We start from the raw sequence: 15,806 nt of genomic DNA, 5'->3' as shown, positions 1-15,806 counted from the left end.
TCCCTTCGCGAGCGGAGGCGGTCGTCGAAACCGCGGTTTTCCTGCCGGTCCTGCCACTGTATGCAAGCGCGCGCAGCGGCGGCGAAGTTCCCGCCGGACGTACGCCCACAGCGGATCACGTAGCCTGCGTCGCGCGTGGGGACCGGGTCGTGGACCACGTTGCCACCGGGTCGCGGACCATGGTGTCAGTGCCGCGGTCCACAATGGTCCGCGTCAGATCCGTCAATCGCTTCAGCAAGGAGCCAGGCAGCGATGGCCCGCCGCAGCACGAAGACCCCGCCGCCCGACGACTCGTTCGAGGAGAGGATCCTCGACATCGACGTCGTCGACGAGATGCGTGGCTCCTACCTCGAGTACGCGTACTCGGTCATCTACTCGCGCGCCCTGCCGGACGCCCGTGACGGTCTCAAGCCCGTGCACCGCCGGATCGTCTACCAGATGAACGAGATGGGCCTGCGCCGCGACCGGGGCTATGTGAAGTGCGCCCGCGTCGTCGGCGAGGTCATGGGCAAGCTGCACCCGCACGGCGACGCGTCGATCTACGACGCCCTGGTGCGTATGGCGCAGCCCTTCTCCATGCGTCTGCCGCTGGTGGACGGCCACGGCAACTTCGGCTCGCTGGGCAACGACGACCCGCCGGCCGCCATGCGGTACACGGAGTGCCGGATGGCCGAGGCGACGAGCCTGATGACCGAGTCGATCGACGAGGACACGGTCGACTTCACGCCGAACTACGACGGCCAGGAGCAGGAGCCGGTGGCGCTGCCGGCCGCTTTCCCGAACCTGCTGGTCAACGGCTCCTCGGGCATCGCGGTCGGCATGGCGACGAACATGCCGCCGCACAACCTGCGCGAGGTCATCGCGGCGGCCCGCCACCTGATCAGACACCCGAACGCCGACCTGGACGCGCTGATGAAGCACGTCCCGGGCCCCGACCTGCCCACCGGCGGCCGGATCGTCGGCCTGGACGGCATCCGGGACGCGTACGCCAACGGACGCGGCAGCTTCAAGATGCGCGCGACGGTCTCGATCGAGACCGTGACCGCCCGCCGCAAGGGCCTGGTCGTCACCGAGCTGCCGTTCACGGTCGGTCCGGAGAAGGTGATCGCGAAGATCAAGGACCTGGTCAACGCGAAGAAGGTCCAGGGCATCGCCGACGTCAAGGACCTCACCGACCGCGAGCACGGCCTGCGCCTGGTCATCGAGATCAAGAACGGCTTCGTGCCGGAGGCCATCCTGGAGCAGCTCTACAAGCTGACCCCGATGGAAGAGTCCTTCGGCATCAACAACGTGGCCCTGGTGGACGGCCAGCCGCTCACCCTCGGCCTCAAGGAGCTGCTGGAGGTCTACCTCGACCACCGCTTCGACGTCGTGCGGCGCCGCAGCGAGTTCCGGCGCACCAAGCGGCGTGACCGGCTGCACCTGGTGGAGGGCCTGCTCACCGCGCTGGTCGACATCGACGAGGTCATCCGGCTGATCCGGTCCAGCGAGAACTCCGCGCAGGCCAAGGAGCGCCTGATGGAGCGCTTCTCGCTGAGCGAGGTGCAGACGCAGTACATCCTCGACACGCCGCTGCGCCGGCTCACCAAGTACGACCGCATCGAGCTGGAGGCGGAGAAGGAGAAGCTCACCGCGGAGATCGAGGAGCTGACCCGGATCCTGGAGTCCGACACGGAGCTGCGCAAGCTGGTCTCGGCCGAACTGGCCGCCGTCGCCAAGCAGTTCGGGACCGACCGGCGTACGGTCCTGCTGGAGGCCGGAGGCGCTGCGGCGGCCACCGTGCCGCTCCAGGTGGCCGACGACCCGTGCCGGGTGCTGCTGTCCTCGACGGGGCTGCTGGCCCGTACGTCGACCGCCGAGCCGTTCGCCGAGGAGGCGGACGCGCGGCGGGTCAAGCACGACGTGATCGTCTCGGCGGTTCCGGCGACCGCGCGCGGCGAGGTCGGCGCGGTGACCTCGGCGGGCCGGCTGCTGCGGATCAACGTGGTCGACCTGCCTCAGCTGCCCGAGACCGCGACGGCGCCGAACCTCGCCGGAGGGGCCCCGCTCGCGGAGTTCGTCTCCCTGGAGGACGACGAGACGGTGGCCTGCCTGACCACGCTGGACGAGTCCTCGCCGGGCCTGGCGCTCGGCACCGAGCAGGGCGTCGTCAAGCGCGTGGTGCCCGACTACCCGTCCAACAAGGACGAGCTGGAGGTCATCACGCTCAAGGACGGCGACCGGATCGTCGGCGCGGTGGAGCTGCGCACCGGCGAGGAGGACCTGGTCTTCATCACCGACGATGCGCAGCTGCTGCGCTTCCAGGCGTCCATCGTGCGCCCGCAGGGCCGTCCGGCGGGCGGTATGGCGGGCATCAAGCTCACCGAGGGCGCCAAGGTCATCTCGTTCACGGCGGTCGACCCGGCGGCCGACGCGGTGGTCTTCACGGTGGCGGGCTCGCGCGGCACGCTGGACGACTCCGTGCAGACGACGGCGAAGCTGACGCCGTTCGACCAGTACCCGCGCAAGGGCCGGGCCACCGGCGGCGTGCGCTGCCAGCGGTTCCTGAAGGGCGAGGACTGCCTGTCGCTGGGCTGGGCGGGCCCCGTCCCGGCACGTGCGGCGCAGAAGAACGGCACCCCGGCGGAACTGCCGGAGCTGGACCCGCGCCGGGACGGTTCGGGCACGTCGCTGGCGAAGACGGTGTCGGTGGTCGCGGGACCGGTGTTCTAGGCGCCGTACGACTCCGCGTCGGGCTCTTCCTCGGTGCCCCGGACGTAGCGCAGGACGCCCCACATGCCGTGCTCGTCGGCGTGCGGGGCGTCGTTCCTTCCCGCCTCCAGCTCCTTGTTCAGCGCCTCCGGGTCGATGCCGGAGCCGATCAGCACGAGCTGCGTGAGGCGGGCGTCGGCCGGGCCCCAGGGCTCGGGGTAGAAGCGCAGGAACCGGCCGACGGCGTGGACGGCGTACCGGTTGCGGGTGTCGTGCGGCCCGAAGTCGACGTATCCCTTGATCCGGTACAGCCCCTCGGGCCGGCTGTCCAAAAACCGCATGAGCGTGCGGGGGTCCATGGGCACGTCGGAGGTGAAGGGCAGGCTGTCGTAGCCGGTGTGCAGGTGACCGGCGTGGCTGTCGTCCGCGGTGTGTTCGTGGAGGTCGTCGAAGGACAGCTGCCCGATCCGCTCCTCGCTCGGCCTGCAGTCGAAGAGGAACTCCGGATCGATGCGGCCGTAGGTCGCGGGGACGACGGCGGCGTGGTCGGTGAGCGAGCGGACGAGCCCGAGGACGCGGTCGGGGTCGTCCGCCCGGTCGAGCTTGTTGACGACGACGAGGTCGGCGAGGGCGAGATGCCGGTCGATCTCGGGGTGCCTGGCGCGGGTGTCGTCGAGCTCGGCCGCGTCGACGACCTCCACGAGGCCGCCGTAGACGATCCCCGGATGCTCGCTGGCCAGCACCATCCGGACCAATTCCTGGGGCTCGGCGAGCCCGCTGGCCTCGATGACGATGACGTCGATGCCGGCGACGGGCGCGGCGAGCCGCTCCAGGTAGACGTCGAGTTCGCCTGCGTCGACGGCGCAGCACAGGCAGCCGTTGCCGAGGGAGACGGTCGAGTCGCCGAGGGCGCCCGCGACTGCCATGGCGTCGATCTCGATGGCCCCGAAGTCGTTGACGATCGCCCCGATGCGGCTGCCTCCGCTGCGGTGCAGGAGGTGGTTGAGGAGCGTCGTCTTCCCGGAGCCGAGGAACCCGGCGATGACGACGACCGGGATCTGCTGTGGGGTGCGGCTGTTGCCCAACGGGCGCCCTCTCTTACGTGGACCTACGGCCGGACCAGGATAAGAGCGGCGCCCTGGGGCCGGCTCACGGCTGAGCCGGCACCGCCACCGGCGGCTTGGGTCCGACATAGCGGGCCACCGGGCGGATGATCTTCGAGTCCGCCGCCTGTTCCAGGATGTTGGCGCTCCAGCCGACCACCCGTGCCGCCGCGAAGGTCGGGGTGAACATCTCACGGGGCAGCCCGCACAGTTCCATGACCACGCCGGCGTAGAACTCGACGTTCGTGTGCAGTTCGCGGCCGGGCTTCAGCTCGGCGAGGATCGCCTCGACCCGGCGCTCGACCTCGACCGCGAAGCCGACGCGCGGCCCGCCGAAGCCGAGGGCGATCTCGCGCAGCATCCGCGAACGGGGGTCTTCCGTGCGGTAGATGGCGTGTCCGAAGCCCATGATGCGGTCACCGGCGAGCACCCGCTGCCGTATCCAGGGGTCGATCCGGTCGGGTGTGCCGATCGCGTCCAGTGTGTCCAGCGCCCGGCTCGGCGCCCCTCCGTGCAGCGGCCCGGAGAGCGCGCCGACGGCACCGGTCAGGCAGGCCGCGACGTCGGCGCCGGTGGATGCGATGACGCGTGCGGTGAAGGTTGACGCATTGAATCCGTGATCAATGGTTGAGATCAGGTATTGCTCGACCGCACGGGCCTGCCGCGGGTCGGGGTCCTCGCCGGTGAGCATGTAGAGGTAGTTGGCCGCGTACGAGAGGTCCGCGCGCGGCTCGACGGGTTCGAGCCCCTGTCCGAGCCGGTACAGCGCGGTGAGCAGCGTGGGGACGGCCGCGCAGGCGGCGACGGTGTCGGCGCGGCGCCGGTCGGCGTCGATGTCGTAGACCGGGCGGAATCCCTCTGCGGCGCCGAGCAGGGAGAGGGCGGTGCGCAGCCCGGCCAGCGGTCCGGAGGTGCGGCTGGCGGCGGCGATCGCGGGCAGGGCCGCGCGGACGTCCGCGGGCAGCCGGCGCAGCGCCGCGGTCTCGGCGGTGAACGCGGCGCCGCGTTCCGCGTCGGGGAGCGCGCCGTGCACCAGGAGGTGCCAGACGTCCTCGAAGCCTCGGCTCCGCGCGAGTTCGACGGCGGAGTACTGGCGGTAGTGGTAGAAGCCTTCGCGCCCCCGGACGTCACCGATCTCGGTGTCGGTGACGACGACGCCCGCGAGGCCGCGCGGGACGTCGACGAGGGGGTTCGCGGTCCTGTTGATGGACATGTTGTTCCTCCCTGGACTTGATCCGACTCTCCATGCTTGACTCATGCCGTGTCAATATTGATCCGATCAATGTCAATACACACACTTATCCAGATGTGCAGAGACCGCTACGGTGACCCCCATGCGCGATCACGAACCCGCTTCCGGCCGTCCCGGGCGAAGGCTGACCACCAAGGAGACCGCTGAACTTCTCGGCGTGAAGCCCGAGACGGTGTACGCCTACGTCAGCCGTGGCCTGCTCGGCAGCAGGCGCGAACCCGGCGGCCGGGCCAGCACCTTCGACGTGAAGGAGGTGGAGGCCCTCGCGCGGCGCAACCGGCGTGAGGCCGCGGGGACTTCGGGCTCCGGCGGCGAGCTGTCCGTACGGACCCGCATCACACTGATCGAGAAGGACGGCTACTACTACCGCGGCGTCGACGCCACCGAGCTGGCCGCGCGGCACCCCTACGAAGAGGTCGCGGAGTGGCTGTGGACGGGCCGGCCGGCCCCCGGCGCGGCCTTCACGGCGCCCGCGGCCACCGTCAAGGCCGCCCGCCGCGCGGTCAACGCGCTGCCCGAGCACACCACGCCCACGGACCGGCTGCGGGTGGCGGCGATCGCCGCGGCGGCCGAGGACCCGCTGCGCTTCGACCTGTCCGAAGAGGCCGTGCTGGGCACGGCACGCACCCTGATCCCGACGCTCGTGGCCGCGCTGCCGCCCGTCCGCCACGACCACAAGGACGAGGGCCCGCTCGCCCACCGTCTGTGGGGCCGGCTGACCGGCCGCGCCGCCGACCCTGCCTCCCTGCGCGTCCTGGACAGCGCGCTCGCGCTGCTCGCCGACCACGACCTGGCCGTCTCCACGCTCGCGGTACGGGTCGCCGCCTCGGCCCGCGCGCACGCGTACGCGGCCGTCTCGGCCGGACTCGGCGTCCTGGAGGGCCCGCTGCACGGCGCGGCCAGCGGCCTGGCCCACCGGATGCTGCTGGACGTGCTCGACCAGGGCACCGCGGTCCCGGTGATCGCGGACGAGCTGCGCGCGGGCCGCCGGATTCCCGGGCTCGGTCACCGGCTCTACCCGGGCGAGGACCCGCGCGCGCGAGTGCTGTTCGGCCTCCTGGAGGAGGTCCCGCACGCGGAGTCCGCCCTGCTCGCGGCCCGCGACATCGTCGCCACGACCGCCCGCCACACCCCGCTGCACGCCAACGTCGACCTGGCCCTGGCCGTGTTCACGGTCTCCTCCGGCATGCCCGCCACGGCCGGCGAGACGATCTTCGCCGTGGCGCGCACGGCGGGCTGGATCGCGCACGCCCTGGAGGAGTACGGCGAGCGCCCCCTGCGCATGCGCCCCAGCGGCCACTACGTCGGCCCGCGCCCCCCGCAGCCGCTCCCCGAGTAGGAAGCCGCCGTTTCCGGACCGGGACATATGCTCCCGGACCAGGACACAGCCCCGGCCGGAAGTCGCCCTGGGGAAAGTCAGGTTAGGCTCGCCTCTGTGAGTAGGTGCGCGACGGTCTCCCGGGGCTTCGACGAGCCCGTTTCCGGTACGGCGGCCACGGCGACGACGTGGCTGCTGTTGGAACAGCCCGGACCCTGGGGTGCCAAGGCGCTCACTTCGAGCCACCTGGACCCGGCGCTGGGCCGCGCGCTGGAGGCCGCCGCGGAGGGCACCGGCGTGCGCATCGCGCTCATCCGGCGCCCCGGACGCCACGCCGACCCGGGCACGCCCCAGGTCCGGCACGTGTACGCGGCCCACACGGTCCCCGGGAACGTCTGGCTGCACGCCGCCACCACCCGGGATCCGGAGCGGCTGCTGGACCTCGACTTCGCCGCCCTCGGGGCGGGCGACCACCGTTCCTTCGGTGCGGCCCTCGACGGACGGCCGCACCGGGGCGACCCGCTGGCGCTGGTGTGCACCAACGGCAAGCGCGACCGCTGTTGCGCCCTCCTGGGCCGCCCGCTGGCCGCCGAGCTGTGCGCGTCCGGCGTGCGCGGCGTCTGGGAGGTCACCCATCTGGGTGGTCATCGGTTCGCGCCGACGGTACTCGTCCTGCCGTACGGCTACGCCTACGGCCGCGCGGAGGCCCACACCATCAAGGAAGCCCTGCACGGTGTCCAGGAGGGGCGCGTGGTCGTCGAGGGCTGCCGTGGGTGCTCCGCCTGGGACCGGCCCGGCCAGGCGGCCGAGCTGGCCGTCCGCTCGGCCGCGGGCGAGTACCGGGCGGGCGTACTGAGCGTCGTCCGCACCGAGGGCGACGCCTCGCACCGCCAGGTCACCGTCGCCCACACCGACGGCCGCCGGTGGCGGGTCACCGTGGCGCAGGTCATGTCGCTGCCGCCACGCCCGGAGAGCTGCGGCGCGACGGTGCTCGGCGCGCCGGCGCGCATGGACGTGGTGGCCGTACGCGAACTGCCGACGAGGACGACGGCACTGGCGAGCTGACACCAGGCGCGGCCGGGTTTCCCAAGAACTGGTCAAGAGATCCACGCCACACAGCCCTGGGGCATGTCCGCCCGCCCACGTACCGTCGTCGGTATGAGCCCCACTCCCCCCGCGCGCCGGCTGCGCCTCGGTCTGCCCCGGCGGGTGTTCTCCCAGGTGCTGCTCATGCAGGTGGCGATCGCCGCGGGAGTCGCGGTGCTCGCGACCGGGCTGTTCCTGGCGCCGCTGAGCAGGCAGCTGGACCAGGAGGCGATGCGCCGCGCGCTGGCCATCGCGCAGACCACGGCCCAGGACCCGCAGATCGCCGAGGGTGTCCTGACCACCCCGCCGACGAAGGACGGCCCGGTGCAGCGGGAGGCCGAGCGAATCCGGCACGCCACCCACGCGGAGTACATCGTGGTGCTGGACCGGCGAAAGATCCGCTGGTCGCACCCCACCCCGAGCCAGATCGGCCACCAGGTCTCCACCGACCCCCGCGACGCCCTGGCCGGCAAGGAGGTCATGGAGATCGACAACGGCACCCTCGGCCGCTCGGCACGCGGCAAGGTGCCGCTGTATGACACCCACCACCGCATCATCGGGGCGGTCTCCGTCGGCATCGCCTACGACAGCGTGCGCGCCCGGCTGATCAGCGCCATCCCGGGGCTGTTCGCGTACGCCGGAGCCGCTCTCGCGGTGGGCGCGCTGGCGGCCTGGCTGATCTCCCGCAGGGTGCAGCGGCAGACCCGGGACCTGGCCTTCTCCGACATCTCGGCGCTGCTCGCGGAGCGCGAGGCGATGCTGCACGGCATCCGGGAGGGCGTGGTCGCGTTCGACCGCGCGGGCCGGATCCGCCTGCTCAACGACGAGGCCCGGCGGCTGCTGGGCATCGGCGACGAGGCCGTGGGGCTGACCCCGGACGAGGGGCTGGGCCCGGGGCGTACGACGGACGTGCTGGCCGGGCGGGTCACCGGCACCGATCTGCTGACCGTGCGCGGGCAGCGGGTCCTGGTCGCCAACCGCATGCCCACGGACGACGGCGGCGCCGTGGCCACCCTGCGCGACCGCACCGAGCTGGAGCAGCTGGGCCGCGAACTCGACTCCACGCGCGGCCTGATCGACGCCCTGCGCGCCCAGGACCACGAGCACGCCAACCGCATGCACACCCTGCTCGGCCTGCTGGAGCTGGAGATGTACGACGACGCCGTCGAGTTCGTCGGCGAGGTGGTCGGCGACCACCGGGTCACCGCCGAGCAGGTCACCGAGAAGATCCAGGACCCGCTGCTGGCCGCCCTGCTGGTCGGCAAGGCGACCGTGGCGGCCGAGCGGGGCGTGGCGCTGTGGGTGTCGGAGCGCACCCGGCTGCCGGACCGGCTGATCGACCCGCGGGGGCTGGTCACGGTCGTCGGCAACCTCGTGGACAACGCGCTCGACGCGGTCGCCGGAACTCCGCACGCGCGCGTGGAGGTCGAATTGCGTACGGAGGGCCGCACGGTCGTCCTCAGGGTGCGCGACACCGGACCCGGGATCCCCGAGGACCAGCGGGAGCTGGTCTTCACGGAGGGGTGGTCCACCAAGAAGCCGCCCGCGCACGGCAAGCGGGGCCTCGGGCTCTCGCTGGTGCGCCGGCTCGCCGAACGGCAGGGCGGGAGCGCGTCCGTGGGCGCCGCGGACGGCGGGGGCGCGGAGTTCACCGTCGTCCTGCCCGAGGCACTGACCGACGCACTGACCGAGCCCGGACTGCAACCGGCGCCGGCCGGTGCAGCCCCTGCGGCTGTCGGCGAGCAGGAGGCGCGATGATCGAGGTCCTGGTCGTGGACGACGACACCCGGGTCGCCCGGGTCAACGCCGCCTACGTCGAGAAGGTGCCCGGCTTCCACGTGGCGGGCGAGGCGCACAACGCGGCCGAGGCACTGCGGCAGTTGGAGACGCTGCCGCGTCTCGACCTGGTTCTCATGGACCACTACCTGCCCGACGACACCGGTCTCGCCGTCGTCCGGGAGATGCGCCGACGCGGCCACCAGACCGACGTGATCATGGTGACGGCGGCACGGGACGTCTCGACCGTCCAGGCCGCCATGCGGCACGGCGCCCTGCAGTACCTGATGAAACCGTTCGCCTTCGCCGGGCTGCGCGCCAAGCTGGAGGCGTACGCGCAGCTGCGCCGCACCCTGGACGGCGGCGGTGAGGCCGAACAGGCCGAGGTGGACCGCATCTTCGGCGCCCTGTCCGCGCCGTCGGAGCCGGGGCTGCCCAAGGGGCACTCCCCCACGACGGCCGGGCTGGTGCGCCAGGCGCTGATGACCGCGGAAGGGCCGCTGTCCGCCCAGGAGATCGCCGAGCGGACCGGGGTGAGCCGGCAGACCGCCCAGCGCTATCTGAAGCTCCTGGAGCGCACCGGACGGGCCCGGCTGACCCTGAAATACGGCGACGCGGGCCGCCCGGAACACCGTTACGTGTGGGCGACCCGCGTCTGAGCGCGCTTCAGCGAGCGGTCACTTGGCGGCCTTGTCGACGAACTCGGTCGTGTACGTCTTGCTCAGGTCCACCTTGGCGTTCTTGATGTTGGGGTTGAACGCCTTGAGGACCTTCTCGACGGTCTCGGGGCCGCCCGCGGGCATCACGCCGTCCTTGGTGAACATCGGCAGCGTGCTCTTGATCGCCTCGGCGTAGAGCGCCTTGTCGCCCTGGGAGTAGTCGGCGGGCATCTTGGCCGCGATCTCGTCCGCGCTGTGGGTGGACATCCACGTGAGCGTCTTGACGAATGCATTGACCAGCTTCTGGACGGTCTCCTTGTGCCCGTTCACCCAGTCCGTCTGCATGTACAGACTGGACGACGGGTACGGCCCGCCCAGCGCCGCCTGCGAACCCTCGGGGGTGCGCATGTCGAGGAGGACCTTGCCCGCCTTCTTGCTCAGGATCGTGGCGACGGTCGGGTCGGTCGTCATGCCGGCGTCGATCGCGCCCTTCTGGAGCGCCGAGATGAAGGTCGGTCCGGCTCCGACGGCGACCGGCGTGAACTCGCTGACATTCACACCGTTCTTGACGGCGAGGTACTTGGTCAGGAAGTCGGTCGAGGCGCCCAGGCCCGTCACGCCCAGCTTCTTGCCCTTGAAGTCCTTGGGCGAGGTGATGTCGCCCGCCGCCTTGGTGGAGACGACCTCGACCTCTCCGGGAGCGTGCGAGAACTGCACGACGGACTCGACGGCCTTGCCCTTCGTCTGCAGGTCCAGCGTGTGGTCGTAGAAGCCGACGGCCCCCTGGACCTGCCCGGAGACGAGCGCGGTCTCGGCCTGGACGCCGGCCGGCTCGCTCAGCAGTTCCACGTCGAGGCCCTCGGCGTCGAAGTAGCCGAGCCGCTGGGTGAGCATCGCGGGCAGGTAGATGACCTTGTCCAGGCCGCCGACCATGATCTTGACCTTCGTCCCCTTGCCGTCGCCCTTGCTGCCGGAGCCGGCCGAGGCGGTGCTCGCCGCGTCATTGGCACAGGCGGTGAGGGAGGAGAGAGCGAGCAGGCCGGCGGCGGCCAGGGTGGTGTATCTGGCGGACTTGCGCATGGCGGTTCACGTCCTTGTGAGAGGGCGGTGCGGGGAAAGGGGAGTGCAACGGGGGTGGATCAGGGGCAGCTGTGACTCAGCTGCCGGAACCCGACTGCTTCCAGCGGAAGATGCGGCGCTCGGCGAAGGTGAGCAGCCCTTCGGCGACGAGTGCCACGACGGCGAGGATGACCATCGCGGCGTACACACCGGCCGCGTTGAAGGTGCCCTGCGACTGCGCGACGAGCAGGCCGATGCCCTTGGTCGCGCCGATGTACTCGCCGACGATGGCGCCGATGAGGGCGAAGCCGAAGCTGACGTGGAGGCTGGTGAAGATCCACGAGGTGGCCGACGGGATGACGACCTGGAGCGTCACCCTGCGGTCGCTCGCGCCGAGGATCCGGGCGTTGGAGACCAGGTTGCGGTCGACTTCGCGGGCGCCCTGGAAGGCGTTGAAGAACACCGGGAAGAACACCAGCACGACGGCCGACGCGACCTTGGAGGCGGGGCCGAGTCCGAACCAGATCACGAAGATCGGGGCAAGGACGATCCTGGGTATCGAGTTGAGCACCTTGATGTATGGACCAAGGACATCGGCGAGGAAGGCGATCCGCCCCAGAGCGATACCGAACACGACACCGGCCACCACACCGAGCACCCAGCCGAGCAGCGCCTCGTGGAGCGTGGCCCAGATCTGGTCGCCGAGCGAGCCGAGCGCGGTGCCGTGCATCACCCAGGTCCAGATCTGGTCCCAGATCTTCGAGGGCATGGAGAAGTTGAACGGATCGATGGCCTTGGCCCGGGAGAGCACTTCCCACAGGCCGAGGAAGGTGACCAGGAGCAGGACGCGGGCGGCCGAGACGACGATCTTGCGCTTACGGGCGGCACGCGCGCGTGAGTACGCGCGGTCCGTCTTGTTGCCGGGCTCGGTCATGGTCAGAGCGACCTGGGCCTCGGGCATGACCTCAGGCGACATGCGCGGCACCCCTCTCACGGGTGATGCGGACCTCTTCACCGAGGGACTCCCAGATCTCGCGGTAGATCTCGATGAACCGCGGCTCCAGGCGCACCGACTCGACCTTGCGCGGGCGGGGCAGGTCGATGTCGAAGACCTGCTTGACGGTCGCGGGCCCCGCGGTCATCACGACGACCTTGTCGGCCAGCGCGATGGACTCCTCCAGATCGTGGGTGACGAAGACGACGGAGGCGCCCGTCCCCTCCCACAGCTCCAGCAGCTCGTCCGACATCAGCGCCCGGGTCTGCACGTCGAGCGCCGAGAACGGCTCGTCCATCAGCAGGATCTCGGGGTCGTTGACGAAGGTGGCGGCGAGGGCGACGCGCTTGCGCTGGCCGCCGGAGAGCTGGTGCGGGTAGCGGTCCTCGAAGGCGGCGAGGCCGACCCGGGCCAGCCACTCGCGGGCCTTCTGCTTGGCCTCCGCCTTGGGCACGCCACGGAACCGCGGCCCGGCCATGACGTTGGACAGGACCGTCCGCCAGGGGAAGGTGGCGTCCTGCTGGAAGACGAAGCCGACCTTGTCGCCGACGCCGTCGACCGGCTCGCCGGCCACCAGCACCTCGCCCTCGGTGGGCTCCTCCAGGCCGCTGACCAGGGTCAGCGTGGTGGACTTCCCGCAGCCGGTCGGCCCTACGACGGCCACGAACTCGCCGCGCTGGACGGTGAGGTTCAGGCCACGCACGGCGGTGTGCAGAGCCCCGGACGGGGTCCTGAAGGTTTTGCTGGCGCCCCGTAGCTCGATGGCGGGGCTGGTGTCTGCGCTCATGGCCCGGGACGGTAGATGTGGCCCCCGCCACAGCAGCAGTCTTGTGAGCACTAGCCGTTCTTTTGCTCGCAAGCATCTGTTGTGCTCATTTTGCTCGCGCTACAACTGCGGAGCACGTAACACGGGCTTAACGCTCGTCGGCCTTGAAGGAGAGGCCCGATGATTGACGTCCTGGTGGTCGACGACGACTTCCGCGTCGCTGAGATAAACGCCAAGTACGTGGGAAAGGTTCCCGGCTTCCGGGTGACCGCCCGCGCGCACAGCGCTGGCCAGGCCCTGGCCGCCGTCGAACGCGGTGGCATCGACCTGGTGCTGCTCGACCACTACCTGCCGGACCAGACCGGTCTCGAACTCGTCCACCGCATGCGGGAGCACGGCCACGGCACCGACGTCATCATGATCACGGCCGCGGGCGATGTGGCCACGGTGCAGTGGGCGATGCGCCTGGGCGCCCTGCACTACCTGGTCAAACCCTTCACCTTCGCCGCCCTGCGCAGCCGGCTGGACTCCTACGCGGCCCTGTGCCGCACGGTCGACCGGGTGGCCGGGCGCGGCCTGACCGGCCAGGAGCAGGTCGACCGGATCTTCGGCGCGCTGCGCACGGCACCGGCGCCGTCCGCGCCGGGTCCGCCCAGCGGCCACTCGGAGCCCACGACGGACCTGATCTGCGGCGTCCTGCACCGCGCCGGCCAGCCGCTGTCCGCCCACGAGGTGGCCGTCCGGACGGGCCTGAGTCGCTCCACGGCCCAGCGCTACCTGCGCCACCTGGAACAGGCGGGCCGCCTCCGCCTCTCCCTGAAGTACGGCGACACCGGACGCCCGGAGCACCGGTACGCCTGGGTGGTGCCCTAGGCGGTGCCTGCGCGGCGCTACGGCCGTGCGGGTGCCGTCGGCTACACGGCTCCCGCCCCGGTGAGTGACCGCACCTCGGTTTCCGCGTACTTGGCCTCGTCGGCGACCTCGTCCGAGGTGACCGTGCCCAGCCAGCCGGCGAGGAAGCCGAGCGGGATGGAGACGATGCCGGGGTTCTGCAAGGGGAAGTACTGGAAGTCGACGTCCGGGAACAGCGAGCCGGGGCTGCCGGACACCACCGGGGAGAGCAGCACCAGTCCCAGCGCCGGGATCAGCCCGCCGTACACGGCCCACACCGCGCCGCGCGTGGTGAAGCCGCGCCAGAAGAGCGAGTACAGCAGGACGGGCAGGTTCGCGGACGCGGCGACGGCGAAGGCGAGCCCGACCAGGAAGGCCACGTTGAGATCGCGGGCCAGCAGGCCGAGCGCGATCGCGACGACGCCGATGCCGGCCGCCGCGATGCGGGCCACCGCCACCTCGCTTCGCGCCTTGGCGTGGCGGCGCCGCAGCGAGGCGTACAGGTCGTGGGCCACGGAGGCGGAGGAGGCGAGCGTGATCCCGGCGACGACCGCGAGGATGGTCGCGAAGGCCACGGCGGCGACGACGGCGAACAGAACCGTTCCACCGGTGGATCCGGCGCCGCCTCCCAGGTCGAGGGCGAGCAGTGGGACAGCGGTGTTCCCGGCCGCGTTCGAGCCGCGTACGGCCTCCGGTCCCACGAGCGCCGCCGCACCGAACCCGAGGACGATCGTCATCAGGTAGAAGCCGCCGATCAGCCCGATGGACCACACGGCCGAGCGCCGGGCCGCCTTCGCGGTCGGCACGGTGTAGAAGCGCGACAGGATGTGCGGCAGTCCCGCCGTGCCCAGCACGAGCGCGAACCCCAGGCTGATGAAGTCGAAGCGTGCGGTCCAGCTCCCGCCGTACTTCAGGCCGGGCGCCAGGAACGCGTCCCCGTGCCCGCTGCGCCCCGCGGCCGTGACCAGCAGCCGGTCGACGTCCCCGTGGAACCGGACGAGGACGAGCACGGTCAGCACGATGGTCCCGCTGAGCAGCAGCACCGCCTTCACGATCTGGATCCACGTCGTGGCCCGCATCCCTCCCAACGTCACATAGATCACCATGAGTGCGCCGACCCCGACGACCGCCCAGGCCTGGGCCGCCCCGGTCGTCCGCCCGAGCAGCAGCGCCACCAGGCTGCCCGCGCCCACCATTTGGGCCACCAGATACAGAACGGACACGGTGACCGAGGAAGTTCCCGCCGCGATCCGCACCGGCCGCTCGCTCATCCGTGCCGCCACCACGTCGGCGAGGGTGAACCTCCCGCAGTTGCGGACCAGTTCGGCCACCAGGAACAGCACGACCAGCCAGGCCACGAGGAAGCCCACGACATACAGCATCCCGTCGTAGCCGTACAGCGCGATGAGCCCCGTGACACCGAGGAAGGAGGCGGCCGACATGTAGTCACCCGCGATGGCAAAACCATTCTCCATCGGGGAGAACAGCCGTCCGCCGACGTAGAACTCCTCCGCCGAACCGTGCCGCCTGCGGCTGACCCAGGTCGTGATCCCCAGGGTGACGGCCACGAACCCGCTGAACAGCACCAGGGCGAGCGTCTGATGGTGGCCGGTCACGAGGCGCCTCCCTGGACTCCGCGGGTCAGTTCCTGGGTGTCCCAGCGCAGCTCCAGGGCAGCCCGGTCCCGGCGCAGCCGCGCGTGCCGGGCGTAGGCCCACGTGAGCAGGAAGGTGGTGAGGAACTGCCCGAGCCCCGCCAGCATCCCCACGTTCACCGCCCCTGCCACGGGCCTGGCCATGAGTCCGGGCGCGGCCGTCGCGGTGACCACGTAGGCCACATACCAGACGAGGAAGACGGCGGCGCCCGGCACCACGAACCTCCGGTAGCGGCTGCGCACTTCCTGGAAGGCCGCGCTGCGCTGCACCTCGACGTACACGTCGCGGGCGCGTACGGCCGCTCCGTCCCGCTCCCCGCGCGCGGGCGGCACGAGCGGGGCCGGCGCACCGGTGCCGTCCAGCTCGCCCCAGTCGGAGGCCAGCGCGTCGTACCAGGGGTCCTCGTACCTCACCTCGTGAGGAGTCGCGATGTGGTCTTCCTGGCGCTCGGCCGAACTCTCGGGACCGTCCCCGGCTCCGCGGGCACGGCCGTTGCTTGGCTGCATGCCCAAGGATGGACAGACTGGGAAGATCCCCGACTCTTCTTCCCACAGCT

At 71.3% G+C, this 15,806-nt stretch carries 13 protein-coding genes; 6 read left to right on the top strand and 7 right to left on the bottom strand.

The window, feature by feature from the left end; genetic code table 11:
• Nucleotides 1-252 precede the first annotated feature (252 nt).
• Nucleotides 253-2,712 (top strand): DNA gyrase/topoisomerase IV subunit A, encoded by a 2,460-nt coding sequence (locus ACWD3E_RS29695; protein WP_451390652.1) that lies wholly within the window; start codon nt 253-255, stop codon nt 2,710-2,712.
• Here the strand turns inward: ACWD3E_RS29695 and ACWD3E_RS29690 are convergent.
• On the bottom strand, nt 2,709-3,776 hold the full coding sequence (locus tag ACWD3E_RS29690) for a CobW family GTP-binding protein (RefSeq protein ID WP_451390651.1): 1,068 nt from the start codon (nt 3,774-3,776) through the stop codon (nt 2,709-2,711). The two genes, ACWD3E_RS29695 and ACWD3E_RS29690, sit on opposite strands and share 4 nt — an antisense overlap.
• 64 nt (nt 3,777-3,840) lie before the next feature.
• Nucleotides 3,841-5,007: a citrate synthase gene (locus tag ACWD3E_RS29685; protein WP_451390650.1), complete on the bottom strand. Its 1,167-nt coding sequence runs from the start codon at nt 5,005-5,007 to the stop codon at nt 3,841-3,843.
• A gap of 121 nt (nt 5,008-5,128) precedes the next feature.
• Here ACWD3E_RS29685 and ACWD3E_RS29680 point away from each other — a divergent pair, with 121 nt between their 5' ends.
• From ACWD3E_RS29680 to ACWD3E_RS29665, 4 genes are all read left to right on the top strand, one after another.
• A complete protein-coding gene (locus tag ACWD3E_RS29680) occupies nt 5,129-6,385 on the top strand; it encodes a citrate synthase (protein ID WP_451390649.1) in 1,257 nt (418 codons plus the stop codon).
• A gap of 96 nt (nt 6,386-6,481) precedes the next feature.
• The gene (locus tag ACWD3E_RS29675) at nt 6,482-7,429 is read left to right on the top strand and encodes a sucrase ferredoxin (RefSeq protein WP_451390648.1); all 948 of its coding nucleotides are present in this window, start codon (nt 6,482-6,484) and stop codon (nt 7,427-7,429) included.
• Nucleotides 7,430-7,522: 93 nt separating this feature from the next.
• Nucleotides 7,523-9,208, top strand: coding sequence for an ATP-binding protein (locus ACWD3E_RS29670; protein WP_451390647.1), 1,686 nt, complete (start codon nt 7,523-7,525; stop codon nt 9,206-9,208).
• Nucleotides 9,205-9,885 (top strand): response regulator, encoded by a 681-nt coding sequence (locus ACWD3E_RS29665; RefSeq protein ID WP_451390646.1) that lies wholly within the window; start codon nt 9,205-9,207, stop codon nt 9,883-9,885. The genes ACWD3E_RS29670 and ACWD3E_RS29665 overlap by 4 nt, the downstream gene beginning before the upstream one ends.
• A gap of 18 nt (nt 9,886-9,903) precedes the next feature.
• Here the strand turns inward: ACWD3E_RS29665 and ACWD3E_RS29660 are convergent, their stop codons facing one another.
• From ACWD3E_RS29660 to ACWD3E_RS29650, 3 genes are all read right to left on the bottom strand, one after another.
• A complete protein-coding gene (locus ACWD3E_RS29660) occupies nt 9,904-10,965 on the bottom strand; it encodes an ABC transporter substrate-binding protein (protein WP_451390645.1) in 1,062 nt (353 codons plus the stop codon).
• Nucleotides 10,966-11,041: 76 nt separating this feature from the next.
• On the bottom strand, nt 11,042-11,920 hold the full coding sequence (locus ACWD3E_RS29655; RefSeq protein WP_451390644.1) for an ABC transporter permease: 879 nt from the start codon (nt 11,918-11,920) through the stop codon (nt 11,042-11,044).
• Nucleotides 11,910-12,725 (bottom strand): ABC transporter ATP-binding protein, encoded by an 816-nt coding sequence (locus tag ACWD3E_RS29650; RefSeq protein WP_451390643.1) that lies wholly within the window; start codon nt 12,723-12,725, stop codon nt 11,910-11,912. The genes ACWD3E_RS29655 and ACWD3E_RS29650 overlap by 11 nt, the downstream gene beginning before the upstream one ends.
• Nucleotides 12,726-12,884: 159 nt before the next feature.
• On the opposite strand from ACWD3E_RS29650, the gene ACWD3E_RS29645 reads away from it, so the two are divergent.
• Nucleotides 12,885-13,577 carry a response regulator gene (locus tag ACWD3E_RS29645; RefSeq protein ID WP_451390642.1) on the top strand — a complete coding sequence of 231 codons (693 nt, stop codon included), beginning with the start codon at nt 12,885-12,887 and terminating at the stop codon, nt 13,575-13,577.
• A gap of 41 nt (nt 13,578-13,618) precedes the next feature.
• On the opposite strand, the gene ACWD3E_RS29640 is transcribed toward ACWD3E_RS29645, so the two are convergent.
• Nucleotides 13,619-15,211 carry a solute symporter family protein gene (locus tag ACWD3E_RS29640; RefSeq protein WP_451390641.1) on the bottom strand — a complete coding sequence of 531 codons (1,593 nt, stop codon included), beginning with the start codon at nt 15,209-15,211 and terminating at the stop codon, nt 13,619-13,621.
• Nucleotides 15,208-15,756, bottom strand: a complete 549-nt coding sequence (locus ACWD3E_RS29635; RefSeq protein WP_451390640.1) for a DUF485 domain-containing protein — start codon at nt 15,754-15,756, stop codon at nt 15,208-15,210. The genes ACWD3E_RS29640 and ACWD3E_RS29635 overlap by 4 nt, the downstream gene beginning before the upstream one ends.
• Nucleotides 15,757-15,806 lie beyond the last annotated feature (50 nt).

Source organism: Streptomyces sp. NPDC002676 (genome assembly GCF_053592455.1).
This window is presented reverse-complemented; position numbering and strand designations above follow the sequence as displayed.